This window comes from Gracilibacillus timonensis (assembly GCF_900086715.1).
Taxonomy (GTDB): domain Bacteria; phylum Bacillota; class Bacilli; order Bacillales; family Amphibacillaceae; genus Gracilibacillus; species Gracilibacillus timonensis.
The window spans coordinates 601,050-618,358 of the sequence record NZ_FLKH01000012.1 but is presented as its reverse complement, the minus strand read 5'-3'; the positions used below and the strand labels follow the sequence as shown (position 1 = coordinate 618,358).

19 protein-coding genes are annotated in these 17,309 nt (G+C 40.0%); 4 read left to right on the top strand and 15 right to left on the bottom strand.

Annotated elements, in window-relative coordinates:
• Positions 1-48: 48 nt before the first annotated feature.
• Positions 49-222 (bottom strand): hypothetical protein, encoded by a 174-nt coding sequence (locus BN6556_RS22315; protein WP_162840600.1) that lies wholly within the window; start codon positions 220-222, stop codon positions 49-51.
• Between the two features lie 338 nt (positions 223-560).
• Positions 561-824 carry a phosphocarrier protein HPr gene (locus tag BN6556_RS14015; protein WP_066192591.1) on the bottom strand — a complete coding sequence of 88 codons (264 nt, stop codon included), beginning with the start codon at positions 822-824 and terminating at the stop codon, positions 561-563.
• Positions 825-1,124: 300 nt separating this feature from the next.
• Between BN6556_RS14015 and deoD the strand changes: the two genes are divergently transcribed.
• Positions 1,125-1,832, top strand: a complete 708-nt coding sequence (gene deoD, locus BN6556_RS14010) for a purine-nucleoside phosphorylase (protein WP_066192589.1) — start codon at positions 1,125-1,127, stop codon at positions 1,830-1,832.
• A 140-nt stretch (positions 1,833-1,972) separates the two neighbouring features.
• Entirely contained in the window at positions 1,973-2,446 is a 474-nt protein-coding gene (locus tag BN6556_RS14005) for a divergent PAP2 family protein (RefSeq protein ID WP_066192587.1), read from the top strand.
• Here BN6556_RS14005 and BN6556_RS14000 read toward each other — a convergent pair.
• The 3 genes from BN6556_RS14000 to BN6556_RS13990 all read right to left on the bottom strand — a co-directional run bounded on the left by BN6556_RS14000 (position 2,412) and on the right by BN6556_RS13990 (position 4,549).
• Positions 2,412-2,699 carry a hypothetical protein gene (locus BN6556_RS14000; protein WP_066192585.1) on the bottom strand — a complete coding sequence of 96 codons (288 nt, stop codon included), beginning with the start codon at positions 2,697-2,699 and terminating at the stop codon, positions 2,412-2,414. The genes BN6556_RS14005 and BN6556_RS14000 overlap by 35 nt on opposite strands.
• Before the next feature lie 66 nt (positions 2,700-2,765).
• Positions 2,766-3,077: a YuiB family protein gene (locus tag BN6556_RS13995; protein WP_066192583.1), complete on the bottom strand. Its 312-nt coding sequence runs from the start codon at positions 3,075-3,077 to the stop codon at positions 2,766-2,768.
• Positions 3,078-3,322: 245 nt separating this feature from the next.
• Positions 3,323-4,549, bottom strand: coding sequence for an NAD(P)/FAD-dependent oxidoreductase (locus BN6556_RS13990; RefSeq protein ID WP_066192581.1), 1,227 nt, complete (start codon positions 4,547-4,549; stop codon positions 3,323-3,325).
• 409 nt (positions 4,550-4,958) lie between these two features.
• Between BN6556_RS13990 and BN6556_RS13985 the strand changes: the two genes are divergently transcribed.
• Positions 4,959-5,942, top strand: a complete 984-nt coding sequence (locus BN6556_RS13985; RefSeq protein WP_066192579.1) for an NAD(P)/FAD-dependent oxidoreductase — start codon at positions 4,959-4,961, stop codon at positions 5,940-5,942.
• Positions 5,943-6,298: 356 nt separating this feature from the next.
• On the opposite strand, the gene BN6556_RS13980 is transcribed toward BN6556_RS13985, so the two are convergent.
• From BN6556_RS13980 to BN6556_RS13970, 3 genes are all read right to left on the bottom strand, one after another.
• Complete coding sequence (locus BN6556_RS13980) at positions 6,299-6,658, bottom strand: HesB/IscA family protein (protein ID WP_066192577.1); 360 nt, start codon at positions 6,656-6,658, stop codon at positions 6,299-6,301.
• A gap of 70 nt (positions 6,659-6,728) precedes the next feature.
• A complete protein-coding gene (gene dapF / locus BN6556_RS13975; RefSeq protein ID WP_066192575.1) occupies positions 6,729-7,598 on the bottom strand; it encodes a diaminopimelate epimerase in 870 nt (289 codons plus the stop codon).
• A 17-nt stretch (positions 7,599-7,615) separates the two neighbouring features.
• Complete coding sequence (locus tag BN6556_RS13970) at positions 7,616-7,861, bottom strand: DUF1450 domain-containing protein (RefSeq protein WP_066192573.1); 246 nt, start codon at positions 7,859-7,861, stop codon at positions 7,616-7,618.
• A 192-nt stretch (positions 7,862-8,053) separates the two neighbouring features.
• On the opposite strand from BN6556_RS13970, the gene BN6556_RS13965 reads away from it, so the two are divergent.
• Positions 8,054-8,284 (top strand): NifU family protein, encoded by a 231-nt coding sequence (locus BN6556_RS13965; RefSeq protein ID WP_066192571.1) that lies wholly within the window; start codon positions 8,054-8,056, stop codon positions 8,282-8,284.
• Positions 8,285-8,320: 36 nt separating this feature from the next.
• On the opposite strand, the gene BN6556_RS13960 is transcribed toward BN6556_RS13965, so the two are convergent.
• From BN6556_RS13960 to BN6556_RS13930, 7 genes are all read right to left on the bottom strand, one after another.
• Entirely contained in the window at positions 8,321-9,460 is a 1,140-nt protein-coding gene (locus BN6556_RS13960) for a mannitol-1-phosphate 5-dehydrogenase (RefSeq protein ID WP_066192569.1), read from the bottom strand.
• Between the two features lies 1 nt (position 9,461).
• Complete coding sequence (locus BN6556_RS13955) at positions 9,462-9,899, bottom strand: PTS sugar transporter subunit IIA (protein WP_066192567.1); 438 nt, start codon at positions 9,897-9,899, stop codon at positions 9,462-9,464.
• Between the two features lie 13 nt (positions 9,900-9,912).
• Positions 9,913-11,991, bottom strand: a complete 2,079-nt coding sequence (locus tag BN6556_RS13950) for a BglG family transcription antiterminator (protein ID WP_066192565.1) — start codon at positions 11,989-11,991, stop codon at positions 9,913-9,915.
• Between the two features lie 32 nt (positions 11,992-12,023).
• Positions 12,024-13,433 carry a PTS mannitol transporter subunit IICB gene (locus tag BN6556_RS13945; RefSeq protein ID WP_066192563.1) on the bottom strand — a complete coding sequence of 470 codons (1,410 nt, stop codon included), beginning with the start codon at positions 13,431-13,433 and terminating at the stop codon, positions 12,024-12,026.
• A 321-nt stretch (positions 13,434-13,754) separates the two neighbouring features.
• A complete protein-coding gene (thrB, locus tag BN6556_RS13940; protein ID WP_066192561.1) occupies positions 13,755-14,666 on the bottom strand; it encodes a homoserine kinase in 912 nt (303 codons plus the stop codon).
• Positions 14,663-15,724, bottom strand: coding sequence for a threonine synthase (gene thrC / locus BN6556_RS13935; RefSeq protein ID WP_066192559.1), 1,062 nt, complete (start codon positions 15,722-15,724; stop codon positions 14,663-14,665). Before thrC ends, thrB begins: the two co-directional genes overlap by 4 nt.
• Before the next feature lie 93 nt (positions 15,725-15,817).
• Complete coding sequence (locus tag BN6556_RS13930; RefSeq protein WP_066192556.1) at positions 15,818-17,107, bottom strand: homoserine dehydrogenase; 1,290 nt, start codon at positions 17,105-17,107, stop codon at positions 15,818-15,820.
• Between the last annotated feature and the right edge of the window lie 202 nt (positions 17,108-17,309).

The window sequence follows — 17,309 nt, the reverse complement described above, 5'->3', positions numbered from 1 at the left end:
CTCTCTTCTTCATTATCCATCCTTTATTATGGACGGACCGAAGCGATTCTAATCATGCCGATCCATATCTTGATACTCTTGCTCAAATTTCTGCTGTTCTTTTTTTGCCGCTTTCTTGATCAGTGACATGGTCACTATTGCTCCTGTCACAAAAATGATCAAGGTGATGACAGCAGGTATATACAAACTTTTATCCTCGGGAAAATAGAGAAATTCCATCATAGTTATCACGTTCCTTTGTAAACAAGCATTATACCATTCATTGTATCACATATCGACAAAGGATACCTTAGAAAAATGACGTTGAACAAGATAACCAGAGCGATCAAGGCTAAAATAGTTTCAAATCTTATGATATCAAGGATTTATACTTTCAAATAAGAAAAAACGTGTGATAAGCAAGTCTTTGCTCGCATAATTTTCTGATAATACCTTGTTTGATCCATTCGTGTAAATGGATCAAGAGCACCTATCCAATCAATGAAACAAGTCCTATTATACCAAGGATTGGATTACATGCTTTACTTACAAAAAAACAAGGGCTTGGATCAGCCCCTGTTCTATTTGTCAAACTGTTCTGCAATGGTTGCTGCGATCCCTTCCATGGCATGTTCTTCATCATTACCATCGACGGTAATTCTCACATCGGCACCTTGTGGTACACCTAGTGACATAACCCCCATGATTGATTTTAAGTTAACTGTTTTTCCATTATAATGTAATTCAATGTGTGATTCATATTGACCAGCTTTATTCACAAGTAATGTAGCTGGCCTTGCATGAATTCCAGTGTCGCTTTCGATATGAAACGATTGCTCCTTCATATTGCACTTCCTCCTCCAGTATACTTAATGATAGCGCTTTCTTTCCAAAAGATGAATCAGCTCACAAGAAAGCAAACTCTCTTTTGTTAATATAAAAAAGCTTACTACTCCCATTATATACGATAATGAGAAAATTAGAAACAAAATCACCTTCTTTATTGGTACAAATTCCATATCTTTCACATCTCTTACGCTTCTGTTTGTAATTATCGGGACTTTGTGATAATTTTTATTTATGGAAGTTACCGTTACTCGTGTTTCTATCCCTACAATAACCATTATGAAGGAGGTTCTATCCCAATGAGTGTACATATTGGAGCAAAACAAGGAGAAATTGCTGATACTATTTTACTGCCTGGCGATCCGCTTCGTGCAAAATATATTGCAGAAAAATTCCTGGAGAATGTAAACTGCTACAATGAAGTTCGCGGCATGTATGGTTACACTGGTACCTATAAAGGCCAAAAAATCTCTGTACAAGGAACAGGGATGGGCGTTCCGTCTATCTCCATCTATGTCAATGAATTAATCCAAAGCTATGATGTCAAAAACTTGATTCGGGTCGGAAGCTGTGGGGCAATTCAAAAAGATGTCAAGGTTCGGGATGTTATTCTAGCAAGCACCTCTTCTACCGATTCGCAAATGAATCGCATGGTTTTCGGCGGTATTGATTATGCACCGACCGCTTCTTTTGATTTGCTGAAAAAGGCATATGATACGGGCACAGATAAAGGGCTTGCCTTAAGAGTCGGGAATGTGTTTACAAGTGATAGTTTTTATCGTGATAATATGAAAGAAATGCTCGCTCTATTGGATCAATATAATGTGCTGGCGATCGAAATGGAAACCACTGCCTTGTATACCTTAGCAGCTAAATTTAATCGACAGGCACTCTCTGTCCTAACCGTATCGGACCACATTATTACAGGTGAAGAAACAACAGCCGAAGAACGACAAACAACCTTTAACGACATGATTGAGGTGTCATTAGAAGCAGCTATTAAATAAGTAAATGGTCTCTGCAAGCAACGACCAGCTCAATTTATGAATGAGGCAACGTGAGATGAGGGGTTTAGAAAACTAGCGATACCTGTTTATAATCGCTAATCATTAGAGCGTTTTTTTAGAGATAGAGAGGATGTTATGTTTTGGAAATTTTCACGAATTATCCACTTTGGGCGGCTTTAATTGGGATAATCTTTGCACAAACAGTGAAAGTCCCCCTTCATTTTGTTGCTACAAAGGAATTTAAACCAGGCCTAGCCTTCAGTACGGGAGGCATGCCCAGCAGTCATTCGGCAGCAGTTACTGCTGTAACAACCGGTATAGGGATCGAACACGGTGTTTCCTCAGGCCTGTTTGCCGTTTCATGTGTACTAGCTGTTATCATCATGTTTGATGCCACCGGTATTCGTAGGCAAGCTGGTGAACAAGCTATTTTACTAAATATGCTAGTCAAGGATTTTAACCGTTTCTTATCTGAAGCAAAAGGTTGGGCACAAAAAGGAGAATATCAAAAACAAAAAGAATTAAAAGAATTATTAGGCCATCAACCTATTGAAGTATTTTTCGGTGGTTTAACAGGTATTATTTTGGCATTCTTGTTATATCCGTTGTTCTAAAGAAAAGGAGGTGTTCCGACTCCTTTTCTTTTTGTGTTTGCCCAGCGCGTCGCTTGTTTTCTATTGTTTCTTGTGGAGAAGCCATGTCCGATGTATGTAATGCCGTTTGTTTAACAGACGGCTGAGCTGTTTCTTGAAAACCATTTAATACCTCGAAGGCAGATAAATTGGTAATCATCGTGAAACTTGCAATAAGTGCCCAAAACCATAACATGATGAGCAATCCGCTTTTTGACACTTTCTTTAAAAACATAAAAGATCACACCTTTTTAGATGTCATCTTTTCCTTCCTGTTATTAAATATACCTTTTCTACTACATTAAAACATTTGATAACCATTCTTACGTAAGAATCTGATCACAAAGCCTGCTACAATGGTTCCAATAAATCCTGACGATAAAATAACGATATCCTGAACACCTAATGCTGCAAATTCTCTACCTAATGTGGTAAAGGCAAATCCTGGATCTGTAAAATAAGTAAAAAAGGAGAACGTATCCACAATCAAAACGACAATAATCGGGAATACAAAGGCCATCAGCCAAGTCTGCCTTAAAATCATATTAAGAATAAAACTGATACCGAAAAATAACACAAAAAACAAAAGCACGGAAATAAAAAGTTGTATCATCTGTCTGCTCCTCTTTGATCACACATTTCTTTCACTTCTAACAACCTCTGCTAACATTGTATAATGAGACAGGTCAGAGTGCAATCCTGTTCATACGATTGTAACTTAAATAATGGACATTCTTCCTCATCACAAGATAAATCAACAACTTCCACACTAAATATCACTTTTTTCATGTCTTGATTCCTTTCAGATGGAAGAGCAAAAGCAGAGGGTATCCTCTCCTCTGCTTTGCTCGATTGTTCTTATTTAGAAGTGAAAATATTGAATTTACCTTTTTTCAACATCAGACCGATGCCGCCTGTTTTCAGTAGGGCACGATTATCGATGACTTTCTTCATGACGGTGGCTGTCCAGCCATAGATCTTCTTACCGCCAAAAATGGAACCCATCGCATCATTTTCACCTAATGAACAAACCGTTCCGCGATCGTTAAATTCAAATCCATGTAATTCTCCATCACCTTTTACTAAGGTAATAAGATTATGTGCACAAGTTTCTGCTTGTTGCATAGCGATCTGTGCAGTTGGTGGATATGGGCGATCAATTTCTTTATTCCATATTAAGGCACAGTCTCCAACAACAAAGACCTCTGGATGAGACGGTGCACGTAATTCAGCAGATACTTCCACCTTACCACGATTATCCTCTAAGACCGACTCTTCTACTAAATGATTAGCTCGTACACCTGCTGCCCATACGGTTGTCATCGTTGGAATATCTTCTTTCTCGCCATTTTGCTCAATCGTAATGCCATCCGCTCGTACTTCTTTTAAGAACGCACCAAGCTTGAATTCTACTCCACGTCCTTCTAGTGAGTTCATTGCATATTCAATTAATGCAGGGTCAAATCCAGGCATAATCGTATCCATTGCTTCTACTACAATTAAACGCACTTTACTACGATCAATGTCGAATTCTTCACACCATTTCGGAATTTGGTTGGCTACTTCACCGACAAATTCAATACCAGTGAATCCACCTCCACCTACAACAATGTTTAAGCGTTCCTGTTTTGCTTCTGCTTCATTATTGTACTGGGCAAATTGGTATTCGATATGCTCACGAATTAATCTAGCCTTGTTAATGCTGCCAATCGTTAAGGCATTCTCCAATAATCCAGGAATACCGAAAGTAGCGGCCTCAAAACCTAACGCAACAACTAGGTAATCATAATCCAATTCACCATCTTCTAACTCCACCTTTTTCTCATCAGGTTTGATAGCTGTTACGGTATCCTGCACAAAATTAACCGTCGCTGAATTAATCACGTCCGTAATTTTAAAACGCCCCTTATCCGGCGCAATTGTACCAGCAGATACTTCGTGCAGCCACGTTGACTCATAGTGATAGTCATTCTTGTTGACAAGAGTAATTTGCGCGTCATTTACCCCTAGCTTTTTTTGTAACTTTGTAACGGTTGTTAAACCACCATACCCCGCACCTAAAACAACAATTTTTGGTTGACCCATCTTCTTCACATCCATTATTAAATATTTTCTATAATAGCTCGTGATATTCTTCACGTAAAATGCTCTAACAAATCAACGAGAAGAATTCATCCCTTTTAATATGTTAGACTTTTTTTCAACATTTTTCAACCCTTGATGATGATTTAGTACTAATAATTTTTATCATGATAAAGTGAAACTATCCTATATGGAAATTTTCAACGCGCAGGAAGCGCTAGTACAGCGAACTTTGTCTACTTCCACCTTCCCTACTTAGCTTCTTTGGTTTTGGCATCTTGAAATGAGGATTTACGGACGATTAGCATTGTGATAAAAATTCTCAATTAGCAAGTAATAAAGTATGACACTTTATATGAAATTATGTTAAAATAAAAATCGTTGAGCGTTGCATTAAGGGGGAAATCAAGAAATGTCAAAAGAAGTTTATGATATAACGGTGATAGGCGCTGGTCCTGTCGGCTTGTTTACTGCTTTTTATGGTGGATTACGACAGTCTTCTGTCAAAATCATTGAAAGTCTACCACAAATCGGTGGACAGTTAAGTGCCTTGTATCCTGAAAAATATATTTATGATGTCGCAGGCTTTCCAAAGGTCCGTGCACAAGAATTAGTCGATAACCTAAAGGAACAAACCGATTTATTCGAGCCGGAAATTGTCTTAAATCAATCTGTTGAACAAGTAGAACGTTTAGATGACGAGACTTTCCGCATTGTAACACCCACAGAAGAGCATTATACAAAGGTGATCATTATCACAGGTGGTAACGGTGCTTTTCAGCCAAGAAAGTTAACGATAGATAATGCCGAAGCTCATGAAGAGGGCAATCTCCATTATTTCGTCGATAATATGGACAAGTTTAGAGATCAGCGTGTCGTCTTGTTTGGCGGTGGAGACTCTGCGGTCGATTGGGCCCTTATGCTAGAGCCGATTGCCAAAGAAGTATCCTTAGTACACCGTCGTGATACCTTCCGAGCTCATGAAGCGAGTGTCGAAAACCTGATGAATTCTCGAGTTAATTTACTTACACCTTATGTTCCTGAGAGTTTAATCGGGGATCATTTGATTGAGCAAGTTCGTTTAAAAGAAGTCAAAGGGGATAAAGAAATCATTTTGGATATTGACCATGTTCTTGTTAACTATGGATTTATCTCATCACTTGGTCCGATTAAGAATTGGGGACTGGAAATTGATAAAAACAGCATTGTCGTCAATTCAAAAATGGAAACCAACATTCCTGGTATATATGCAGCTGGTGATATTTGTACCTATCCAGGTAAAGTAAACTTGATTGCTTCTGGCTTTGGTGAGGGACCAACGGCTGTTAATAATGCCAAATCCTACATGGATCCAAAGGCTAGAATTCAGCCGAAACACTCAACAAGCATGTTTTAAGATGGTCGCGTAACCAGAAAAAGGCGAAGGGTTTGTAAAGTCATAGGGCCCTTCGCCTGTTTTCATAAATAACCTTTCATCATATGTCGCCTTCTAAATAAGGAATCTGCCTTTTTCATCTTCTGTCATACATCCTACTGATTCTAGTTGATTAGCCAACTTACTTTTCATTTTCTTTACATTTTACAGTTGGTTCACCCTCTTCAGCTGGCACACGACTTCCTATCAATAATTATATGCTTTTTTCTACAAAAAACCCCTTTGGCATTTTAACATTATCTACCAAAGAGGTTGTAAACCCTCACTACTAGACAGTGTGGGTAAGGGTTGCGGATCGCTTAAAAAGCATTATTTTTTTAACAATTCTCCGGTGTTCCTTCTCGTGCTTTTGCCTTAAAAGAAGAGCCACAGCCACAGGACACAATCGCGTTCGGGTTATCAATGGTAAAGCCGCCACCCATCATGTTTTGTTTATAATCTATTTTAGTGCCTTCGATCACATCAATATCGAATTTTTGGATGATGATCGGGATACCATTCGACGTCTCTGTGTGATCTAATTCTTCATTTACATCATAATCAAATCCCAGTGAATAGGAAAGACCACTACAGCCACCGCCTTTCACACCAAAACGCAGACGAACACGGTCGGCATCCTCTTCTTTCATCATCTCTTTTATCTGTAATCTTGCATCATCAGTAATATTTAAAATCATTGGAAAACTCCTTTCCCATTTAGTTAACAAACGTTTCTGTAATTAAGTATACAAACAGCTAGCGATGAATTCAATTTTTTTGTTTTTTATGCCAAAGAAAACTTCCTTCAACGGTTGTTTCGGCTGCACCACGCATCCAGACATGACCACTCTCCGCCCAAGTAATAAATAGGTCGCCTCCTGCTAAATGCACGGTTATTTCTTTATTTTTGCTCACTTTGTCATTTAAAACAGCTGCGACAACAGCCGCGCATGCTCCTGTACCACAGGCTTGCGTCACACCAGACCCTCTTTCCCATACACGGAAATGGAGTTCTTCTTCGTTTACTTGTTCAATAAATTCCACATTTACTCCTTCTGGAAAACGTGGATCTGTTTCCACTTTTGGTCCTAAGGTGGTTAAAGGAGCTTCTTCAATATCCCCCACAAAAAACACGCCATGTGGATTCCCCATCGATACAGCGGTAAACTCCCATTTACTTTCATCTATTTCAAAACGTTCTGCTACAACCGACGCTGTGTCTTCTCCTGTCATTGGAATGGCCGATCGCTGCAAAATAGGTTCACCCATATCAACCGTGACCTCCGAGATCAATTCCCGATCACCGTGCACTTCCGCCGTCACTTTGCCCGCCTTCGTTTCAATCGTAAACTGTTTGTTAGCAACGAGCTTGTTCTCATACGAATATTTGGCCACACAACGTAACCCATTACCACAGTTCTTTCCTTCAGAGCCATCTTTATTAAAAATCCGCATCCCCACATCTGCCTGCTCTGTCGGATGAATCAGAATAAGTCCGTCCGAACCAATCCCTGTATTTTTATTGGCAGCCGCAATGGCAAGATCAGCCAATATGCCTTCTGCTAAAGTAACCTCAAACATATTTATAAAAATATAACTATTTCCAAGTCCATGCATTTTAGTGAATGGTATATTCATTCCTGTTCTTTCCCTTCTTAAAATTGATCGACTAATTCATTGTCAATATAGTCATAAATACGGTCAAGCAGTTCTTCTGGTGTATCCGCTTTGATCGGGTGGCTGTTTACAATCGCTACATGGTACCGTCGGCAAATACCACAATAGCTTGTGCAACCATATTCGACTACATCCATATCCGGATCTTTTAATAATTTTTGGCGTACCTGCTCGGTCCCTTTCGCCAAATTCTTGACACAAAATCCTATTTTTATCGTAATCATAATCTTATCACACCTTTATATCCATTAGATACGCCTTTGCTTTTCTCTTATTTTTAACACACTTTCGTTTACAAATAAAATAATAAACGCTAAAATAAAAGGGAGAATGATTATCAATGGCGTGATTATGGTTTTACGGAAATCATATCACTATCGAATAAAGCTTTCAAGAACAGAAAGGGGCCTTAAGAGATGGAGCAACAAACGGAACAAGTACAGGAAATTTTAAATAAATTGCGTCCGTTCCTTTTACGTGATGGCGGTGATGTGGAATTGGTCGATGTGGAAGATGGTATTGTACGCTTACGACTAATGGGGGCATGCGGTAATTGCCCTAGCTCAACCATCACCTTAAAAGCAGGGATTGAGCGGGCGTTAATGGCTGAAGTGCCTGGTGTAACGGAAATAGAACAAGTATTTTAAGAAAGGTGACCCTGATAACTGGGTCACCTTTTCACATTACTGGTATTGTTCCATCACTGCCTCAGTCAGTGGGTGTGTTAAAGATAGCTTACTCATTTCTGCAAAGGTGGCAACTACACCCTGCTTTTTTATCATATCCTGCAAGTGCACAGCCTCTTCATCTGCTTCGTTATAAAAAGTTAGAGAAGCAGCGATGGCCGTAACCAAGTGATAAGGAAGTTTGCCTGTAGTGTCTAAATACATGAGCGCAGGTTTTACCAAACGATCGTTTGGACCAAGCTTCCGAATCGGCCCTCTTGCCACTCGAATGATAGCATCGGAAAGATATGGATTTTGAAAACGTTCGATTATCTTTTCCATATAAGCTTGGTGCTGATGATGATCAAAACCATAGATTTCCGTCAATGCTTGCCCCGATTCCTCTAAAGCACCTCGTACCGTTTGCAGAATCGATCGGTCTTTTAATGCCTCCATTATCGTGGTATAACCCTTACTGTATCCCACATAGGCAATCACGGCATGCCCAGTGTTAACGGTAAATAATTTTCGTTCGATATATGGCCCTAAATCTTCCACATAGTGAATCGCCTCTATCCTTGGCACCGGCCCTTTTATTGCAGATCGATCCACGACCCATTCATAATAGGGTTCAACGGTGACATCCAATATATGATCATTTGTCTGATTGGGCACAATTCGATCGACGGCAGCATCTGGGAAATGATATAAACGATCAAATGTTGCTTTTTCGTCCTGTGTAATCTCCTGATAAACCATTTCTTTGAGCTTGGAACTGCCACCAATCATATTTTCACAGGCAATAATCGACAAGGGTGTTTTATTTGTATGGATGCGTTGCTGTAGTCCTTCTGCGATCGTCTTTGCAATCATCGGTAATACTGATGCACCAACTGCTGTCGTAATAATAGCTGCTTCTTCGATAGCTTGTGTAACTAATAAAGGATCTTCCTTGCTGTTAACAGCGGATATCTGTCGCACCGTCTGCGATTCACTAGTGTCATCTGCAAAGTGTACATTATACGATTGTCGTTTATTTATTTCCTCAATCAGTTGTTGATTAACATCGATAAAGGTGATATGATAGCCAGCTTGCTCTAATAACAATCCAATAAAGCCTCTTCCAATATTTCCTGCACCAAAATGGACAGCATTCATATTAATTCACCTCTTGTAATAAGTCGATCACTTCTGCTGCTTTTGAGGCATTCACCAGCTTTTCCACATTCTCTACTTCTGAGCAGATAATAGCAATCTGTGACAATATCTCCAGATGCTCATCTTTTTGACTGGCAATCCCGATCAGCACCCTTACTTCATTGCCATCACCAAAGTCAATACCATCAGGCACCGTTACGACAGACAATCCTGTTTCTACCACTTCTGTTTTGGCATCTTCCGTACCATGCGGTATTGCCAAATAGTTCCCCATGTACGTAGAGACTAGAGCCTCACGCTCTAACATTTTATTAATATAAGTTTCCTTAATATAGCCATTATCTAAGAGAATCTGTCCTACTTGTCGAATGGCTTGTTCCTTTGTCTCAAAGCTTTGATGTAATTCAATATTGTTTTCAGTTAACATTTGTTTTGTCATTGTTGGCACTCCCTTATATATCAGATTTTTCATTCATGAATAGTTGAAATTTTCTGCTTAAATACTGATAAATTTTCGTTTCACTACCATTTGCAAAGAGCTGCAATGTATCTTGATCCTGTATAAGCAACCCACTAATTTGGCTTAAAATGTCTAACGCTTCTTGATGTGCAGAGGTTGGGGCAAGCATTAACAGGATACGATTAATCGCTAGGTAAGAACCATCCATGGCTTGCACATTAACAGAATAAGGTAAGCTAAAAATGAGAAAGCTTGGACGTTGAATTATCTCTGATCTCGTATGAAACAAGGCAATATCTGAATTTGGAATCCCTAAACCGCCATGTCTTTCTCTCTCTTTTAACTTGTCGAATAATACTTGCTTATCCGTTACCAAACCGATTGTCTCTGTTATCAAACACACTTCCTGCAAAAAGTAATCGTGACCCGGGATCGAATAAATAGTAAAACCATGCAAAATCTCCAGAATTGTCTCGGCATAGCGCTGCATCGATTGCAGATTATCAATAAATGCCGATCCATTCTCTGCTTTAAGCTTGTGCCTGTGACGAGAAGTTCTCAGTGAAAGCTTGTCAATTTGCTGTTTCACTTTTACCGCTTCTTCTTCTGACAACATAGGCGAGATAAGTACATAATCTAAGTCAACTGTCTCCAATGGCATGGTCGATATTACCAAATCATAGCCTTCTGCAGTGGAACGATCTAGTTCAAAAAACGATCGATGGTCTGCCCTGTCGATTTCAGGAAATCTTATTTTTAATTTACTCGCAAGCATATTAGAAGTACCAATCCCAGTTGAACAAATAACCAGTACTCGCAAATGGCGTCGTTCCTCTGTTTGTAAAAGGATAGCTGCAAAATGGAGCACTAAATATCCAATTTCTTCATCAGGCACCTGAAGTTCTGGAAATATCGTGACCAGCCCTTCTTTCAGGACGGTATACAATTCCAAATAATCACGTTTAATATCCGCTAGCATGGGATTATTAATATTCATCTGCTGTTTAATTCGGTAAATTGCAGGTTTTAGGTGGGTCGTTAAATCATTTAAAAACTGGGTATTCCCTTCAATCTGGGTTTGCATGTGTTCATTCACAAATTCGATAAGTTCCCTTGCCTTCCATGCCAAGTTAAGGCTTGTATCTTCTAATAAATAATCCTGGTTCTCACGTAGTTTTGCCCCTCTTAGGTGCATGGTAATATAACCCACTTCGTCTTGTGGAATTTGCATATGAAATGCGGTTCCTAATCGTTCAATCATCTCAGTCGCTACTTGATGTTCGGGTGTATTTTTAATTTCTGTTCGGTACGCTTCATCAAAATGAATCGTATCTCCCTTTTGTAAACGTTCAACAGCTAAGGCTAAATGAACAATTAGACCAATATAAGCGCCGTCCGCCAAATCATAAGGTAATTGATGACGCATTTGCTGCACTTGCTGTTCAATCAACTCCAGTTTTAATGGATCAATCAAACCAAGTAAGCGATCGGCAATCGTTTCTGTGGTTTCTGATTGCTCTTTATTTTTAGCCTTAATCCGGTCTATAAATTGAAACAAATCAATATGGCTGGAAATAAGGTGGCTTAGTACCGCACGTTTCTGTGCCTCTTCTCCCTTTACCTGTACGCCATACCCCCTTTTTCTTATTAGTTCCAAACCAAAGCTGGCTATGCGATCTGCTATTTCATCTAAATCTTGTGTAATCATTGGAATAGTTGTGTCTAACTCAAGAGATAGCGTATATAATTTAACCGGCTCATTTAATTGAATTAAGGTGTGCAGTAAAATCGATTGTCTTTCTTCTGTTGTTAATTCCACTCCCGTTATCTGTGCCACTTTATTCTTGAGCGCTGCTATACTTTCTGCTGAACCTTCCACCATGATTCCTTTGCCAACCTCTTTTACTAGCTTGACATTGTCATGTGATAACGAATGTTCAAGTCTCCTTAACTCACGGTGAATGGTTCGTGCACTAACTTGAAACTTTTCAGCAATTTCCTTAACGGTTTTATGATTTGAACTAGATAACAAATATCCTAAGATACTTCTTTCACGCCCCGATAGATACATGACCATTCACCCCCTTTTCCAATTAGTATCGTTTACGTATTTTTCATTCGTTCCACCAATTCATCATATTTAGGACTGTTTAAAAAGTTATCTACTGAAATATGTTCCGCTGATGGCTGTTTACTTCTAGCACGCTCTGTCAAAGCTGCTTGTGTAATAACAATATCGGCGTCTGCTGGAATTTCATTAATTGCCTTATTCGTTACTTCGATATCAATATTATTGTCCTTAAATTTCTTTCGTAACAAAGAAGCGCCCATAGCACTCGATCCCATCCCCGCATCACAGGCAAAAATCACTTTTTCCACTTGTGCTGCTTGTTTCTCATCATTTCCTGTTAATGCACTGCTCACACTGCTTTTCTTCCCTTTCATTGCTTCCATCTTCGCTGTTGACGCAGCCAAATCATCTTCTGACGATTTCGATGTTTTTAAGATAAAAGCGGCAATCACAAAAGATACCGAAGCTGCTATAATGACACTTAGTATTACTCCCACATAACTATCACCAGGAGTCATCGCCAACACAGCAAAAATACTTCCAGGGGAAGCGGCTGCTCTTAAACCGCCATCAAATAATTGTAAGGTGAATATACCAGACATGCCGCCGAAAATCGCAGCTATCAACAAAGTAGGTTTCATTAAGATATAAGGGAAATAAATTTCATGAATACCACCTAAGAATTGAATAATAGCTGCCCCTGGAGCAGACGACTTCGACACACCCGTACCGAAGATAGCAAAAGCTAGTAAGATACCTAAACCAGGTCCAGGGTTGGCCTCTACTAGAAAGAGAATCGATTTCCCTGCTTGAGTTGCTTGGTCGGCCCCAAGCGGTGTTAATATACCGTGGTTGATCGCATTGTTTAAGAATAGCGCCTTAGCTGGTTCTACGATAATACTTGCAATAGGCAGTAGTCCTGCATTAATAATAGCCTCTACACCTGACGCAAGCCAACTGGTTAAATTAGATACAATCGGCCCTACCCCAGATACAGCCAACATCGCTAGTAATGCGGCAAGAATTCCTGCTGAAAAATTATTGTAAAGCATTTCAAACCCTTGTCGAACCCTTGATTGGAATGGTTCGTCAATTTTTTTCATTAAGTAACCTGCAAGAGGCCCCATAATCATAGCACCTAAGAACATAGGTGCATCGGCGCCGACGATCACACCCATCGTTGCGGTAGCACCTACTACACCGCCACGGGCACCATATACCACCCGCCCGCCAGTAAAACCGATCAATAATGGTAATAGATAATTGATCATTGGATCTACCAACTGTGCCATTGTTTCATTTGGTGTCCAGCCATCAGGGATAAACAAAGCAGTAATAATCCCCCAAGCAATAAATGCACCAATGTTAGGCATGATCATTCCGCTTAAATTACTGCCAAACTTCTGGATCTTTGCCCTAAAAGCGCTTGTTTGTTCTGACATTTTGTTAATCTCCTCTCCATTGTGTAGTTCTTGCTTATCTTTTATTTTAATGGAGTGTTTCATCCCTATACAATAAGATCAAAATGCTATTTTGTCCGTCCTATGCTGCCAAAATCAAATTTGTAAGCGGTTATATTATGGGGGAGTTCATAAGATTGATTCAGCAAATTCCACCCGATCCCTTATGACTGCCTAAAACTAAGCACCTCGGTTTGTTCAAGGTCAGAATCGTTCCACATCTTATCATAACAAGAATGTTTTCTTATCTATAAAAAAAGCTGCTATAAAACCTTATGTCAGGCTCTATAACAGCTGCGTATATTATTCTTTCATTTCGGCTTGTTCGAATTGCTCTACGGATGATCCTCTTTGTTCTACTTGTAATGGCAGCCATTGAAAATCAGGGTATGCCTGTTGCCATTTACGGATCGTCGCAAAAGCTTTTTTATCATCGACTACAGCAATCATAGTCGGTCCTGCCCCACTTAAGAAAACACCGTAAGCATCTTCTTTCATGTAATGATAGAGCTCATCATAATGCGGAATCAAGGATTTACGAAATGGCTGATGAAAATGGTCTTTCTCCATCATATCACCAAGCGTTTCCCATTCGCCTTTACAGATAGCCGCCACGCTTAAATTGGCCACACTGCTTGCTTGGACACTTTCCTTAAAGCTAAAAGTCTGCGGCAGTACAGCCCGGGCTTCCTTAGTTTTAAGCTCAAATGGAGGAATCATGGCGACAAAGGTAACCCCTTTGACTGGAAGCTTGGTGTAACTTACCTTACCATCATAATGACCAACTACACAGCCACCAATTAGGGAAGGCGCAACATTGTCAGGATGTCCTTCCACATCGGTCGCAATCTGCAATTTATCATTTTCCGTCAAATCCAAATCCAATAATATATTAGCTAGTTCAATCCCAGCGATAATAGCTGTCGCACTGCTGCCCAACCCTCGCGCTAATGGAATATTACTCGTCATCTCTACATGACATGCAGGAATTTGATCCGCTTTCCCATATTGAAGCGCCACGTTTTCTACTATTTCATAAACCAAATTATCTTTTCCGGTTGGAATGTCGCTTAACGATTCCGAAACGGGAGTAAACAGCCATTCTTCCGCTTTTGATACATGTAATTCCAAATATAAGTTTAATGCCAAACCAATCGAGTCAAAACCAGCACCTAAGTTAGAAGTGCTGGAAGGAACCTTTATCATCCAGCTCATGCCTTGACACTGCCTAAGATTTTATTAATTATCACTTCTTCATCATTCGGCAACACCGTTGGTTGTACGTCACTATAGTCAATTGCCGTGTTTGGATCTTTTAAACCATTACCGGTCAAGACCGATACAACGGTCGATCCTTTTTCTACTTTTCCTTGTTCCAGCTTCTTGAACAATCCAGCAATCGAGGCACAAGAGGCAGGTTCGGCGAATACCCCTTCTTCCTGGGCAATCCATTTATAAGCGGCAATCATTTCCTCGTCCGTAATTTCATCGATTTCTCCATTGGATTCCTCACGGGCATTAACGGCACCTTGCCAGCTAGCTGGATTACCAATTCGAATAGCTGTCCCCACTGTTTCTGGATTTTCAAATACACGATCATGGACAATAGCAGCTGCACCGCTCGCTTCAAAGCCCATCATCTTCGGTAAGCCGGTCTGCTTCTGCTCATGATATTCCTTAAAGCCTTTCCAGTATGCCGTAATGTTGCCGGCATTTCCAACTGGAATAAATAAATAGTCAGGGGCCTTGCCTAATTCATCACACACTTCAAATGCCGCCGTTTTTTGGCCCTCAATTCGATAAGGATTGACCGAGTTCACTAACGCCACATCGCCTGATTCCGCCAATTTACGCACATAACGCAAAGCATCATCAAAGTTGCCAGCAATAGAATAGATCTCGGCGCCATACATAACCGCCTGTGCCAATTTTCCTTGTGCAATCTTGCCATCTGGAATCACGACAATACATTTAAGACCCGCTCTAGCCGCAAACGCCGCAGCTGAAGCAGACGTATTTCCGGTAGAAGCACAGATAACGGCCTTGGCTCCATCTTCCACGGCCTTAGCCATTGCCATAACCATCCCTCTGTCTTTAAAAGAACCAGTTGGGTTTAGTCCGTCAAATTTTGCATAGGCATTAATTCCAAATTTTTCTGATAATTTCTCCAGTTTATACAAAGGTGTATTTCCCTCAAATAATGTAAGCATTGGTGTGTTCTCTTCAATTGGTAAATATGATTGATACTCTGCTAATAATCCTTGCCAAGCCATGAATAAGTCTCCCCTCTAATTTTGCAACAATTTACGTCTATTCGTGTTCAAACCCCTGTTGGAATAGACTAGTTAATATACGGTAATGACGTATCATTCTCCATCAACGCGGTAACAACTAATGATTTCATTAACAACGTCTAACCGTTTTAAGTTTTCTCTACTATTGAGTAGTTGCTGTTTGCTTATCTTATGTGTCACCATAACAATTTCTGCCAGTTTCTCTTTTTCTGATGGTAATTGTAAGATCTTCTGGAAGCTTACTTGTTCATCGGTAAACACATTTGTCAATTTTTGAAAAGTGCCTGCTTGATCATCGACTTCCATGCGGATAAAATACTGCATATACTTTTCATTGTCTGCTTTTAATTGCTTTTCATACTGTGGGATAACGTATTCGTTGCCTGTGGTACCAAGCTGAATATTCTTCACCACATCCATCAAGTCGGATACAACAGCCGTTGCGGTTGGCATACTACCGGCACCCGGGCCATAGAACATCGTTTCCCCTACTGCTTCCCCATAGACATAGACGGCGTTATACTCATTTTTCACCTGTGCCAATGGGTGATCAATCGGAAGCAAGGTTGGCTCTACCGTCACTTCTGCTTTCCCATTTGTAATAGACGCAATTCCTATTAATTTAATAGTATACCCTAAACTCGTCGCAAACGTAATATCTTCTTGAGAAATAGTACGAATCCCTGTCACTTCAACATCCTCTAAGGCAATTTCCATTTTGAAGGCTAAATTTGCCAAGAGAGTCATCTTACGGGCAGCATCCAGCCCATCCACATCAGAAGTAGGATCCGCTTCTGCAAACCCAAGCGACTGGGCCTCTTTTAGAACGGGCTCAAATGCCAATGAGTCATCTGTCATTTTGGTCAATATATAATTTGTAGTGCCGTTTACGATCCCCATAATTTTTTGGATACGATCGGAGGCTAGCCCTTCTGTTAACGAACGAATAATCGGAATACCACCGGCAACACTTGCATCATATAAGATGTCACAATTGTTTTCTTTGGCTAATCGAAGCAGTTTCTGACCATGTACTGCCATTAAATCTTTATTCGCCGTTACGATATGTTTTTTATTTTGAATTGCTTTTTCTAATAAAAGGTTAGTATCCTCAATACCGCCCATTACTTCGATAATAATGTCGATATTGGGATTATCAATTAACTCGGCTGCCTGATCGGTTAACCATTCTTGCTGGATCACCACATCACGTTGTTTGTTTAAGTCATGAACGAGAATTTTCTCTATATTAATTTCACAACCTACCTTATATTTTATTTCTTCTGCATGGTTTTGCAATAGCTTGACAACTCCAGTACCTACTGTTCCCAAGCCACACAAACCAACATTGATTTGATCCATCTAGACGCCTCCCTTGTTTGCATAACGTGTACATTTGTATTTCCATAGTGGACATTATACATCTGAATACCTGCTTTAGCAAGGTGCATTCATCTAAAATTGAAAAAAAGCCTCGTGCTGCTGATCGAATGAGTAGATTTGATTCATTAACTATAACTTGTCCTTCACCATCCAGCCTCACCGAAGTTTATCGAAGCTGAAA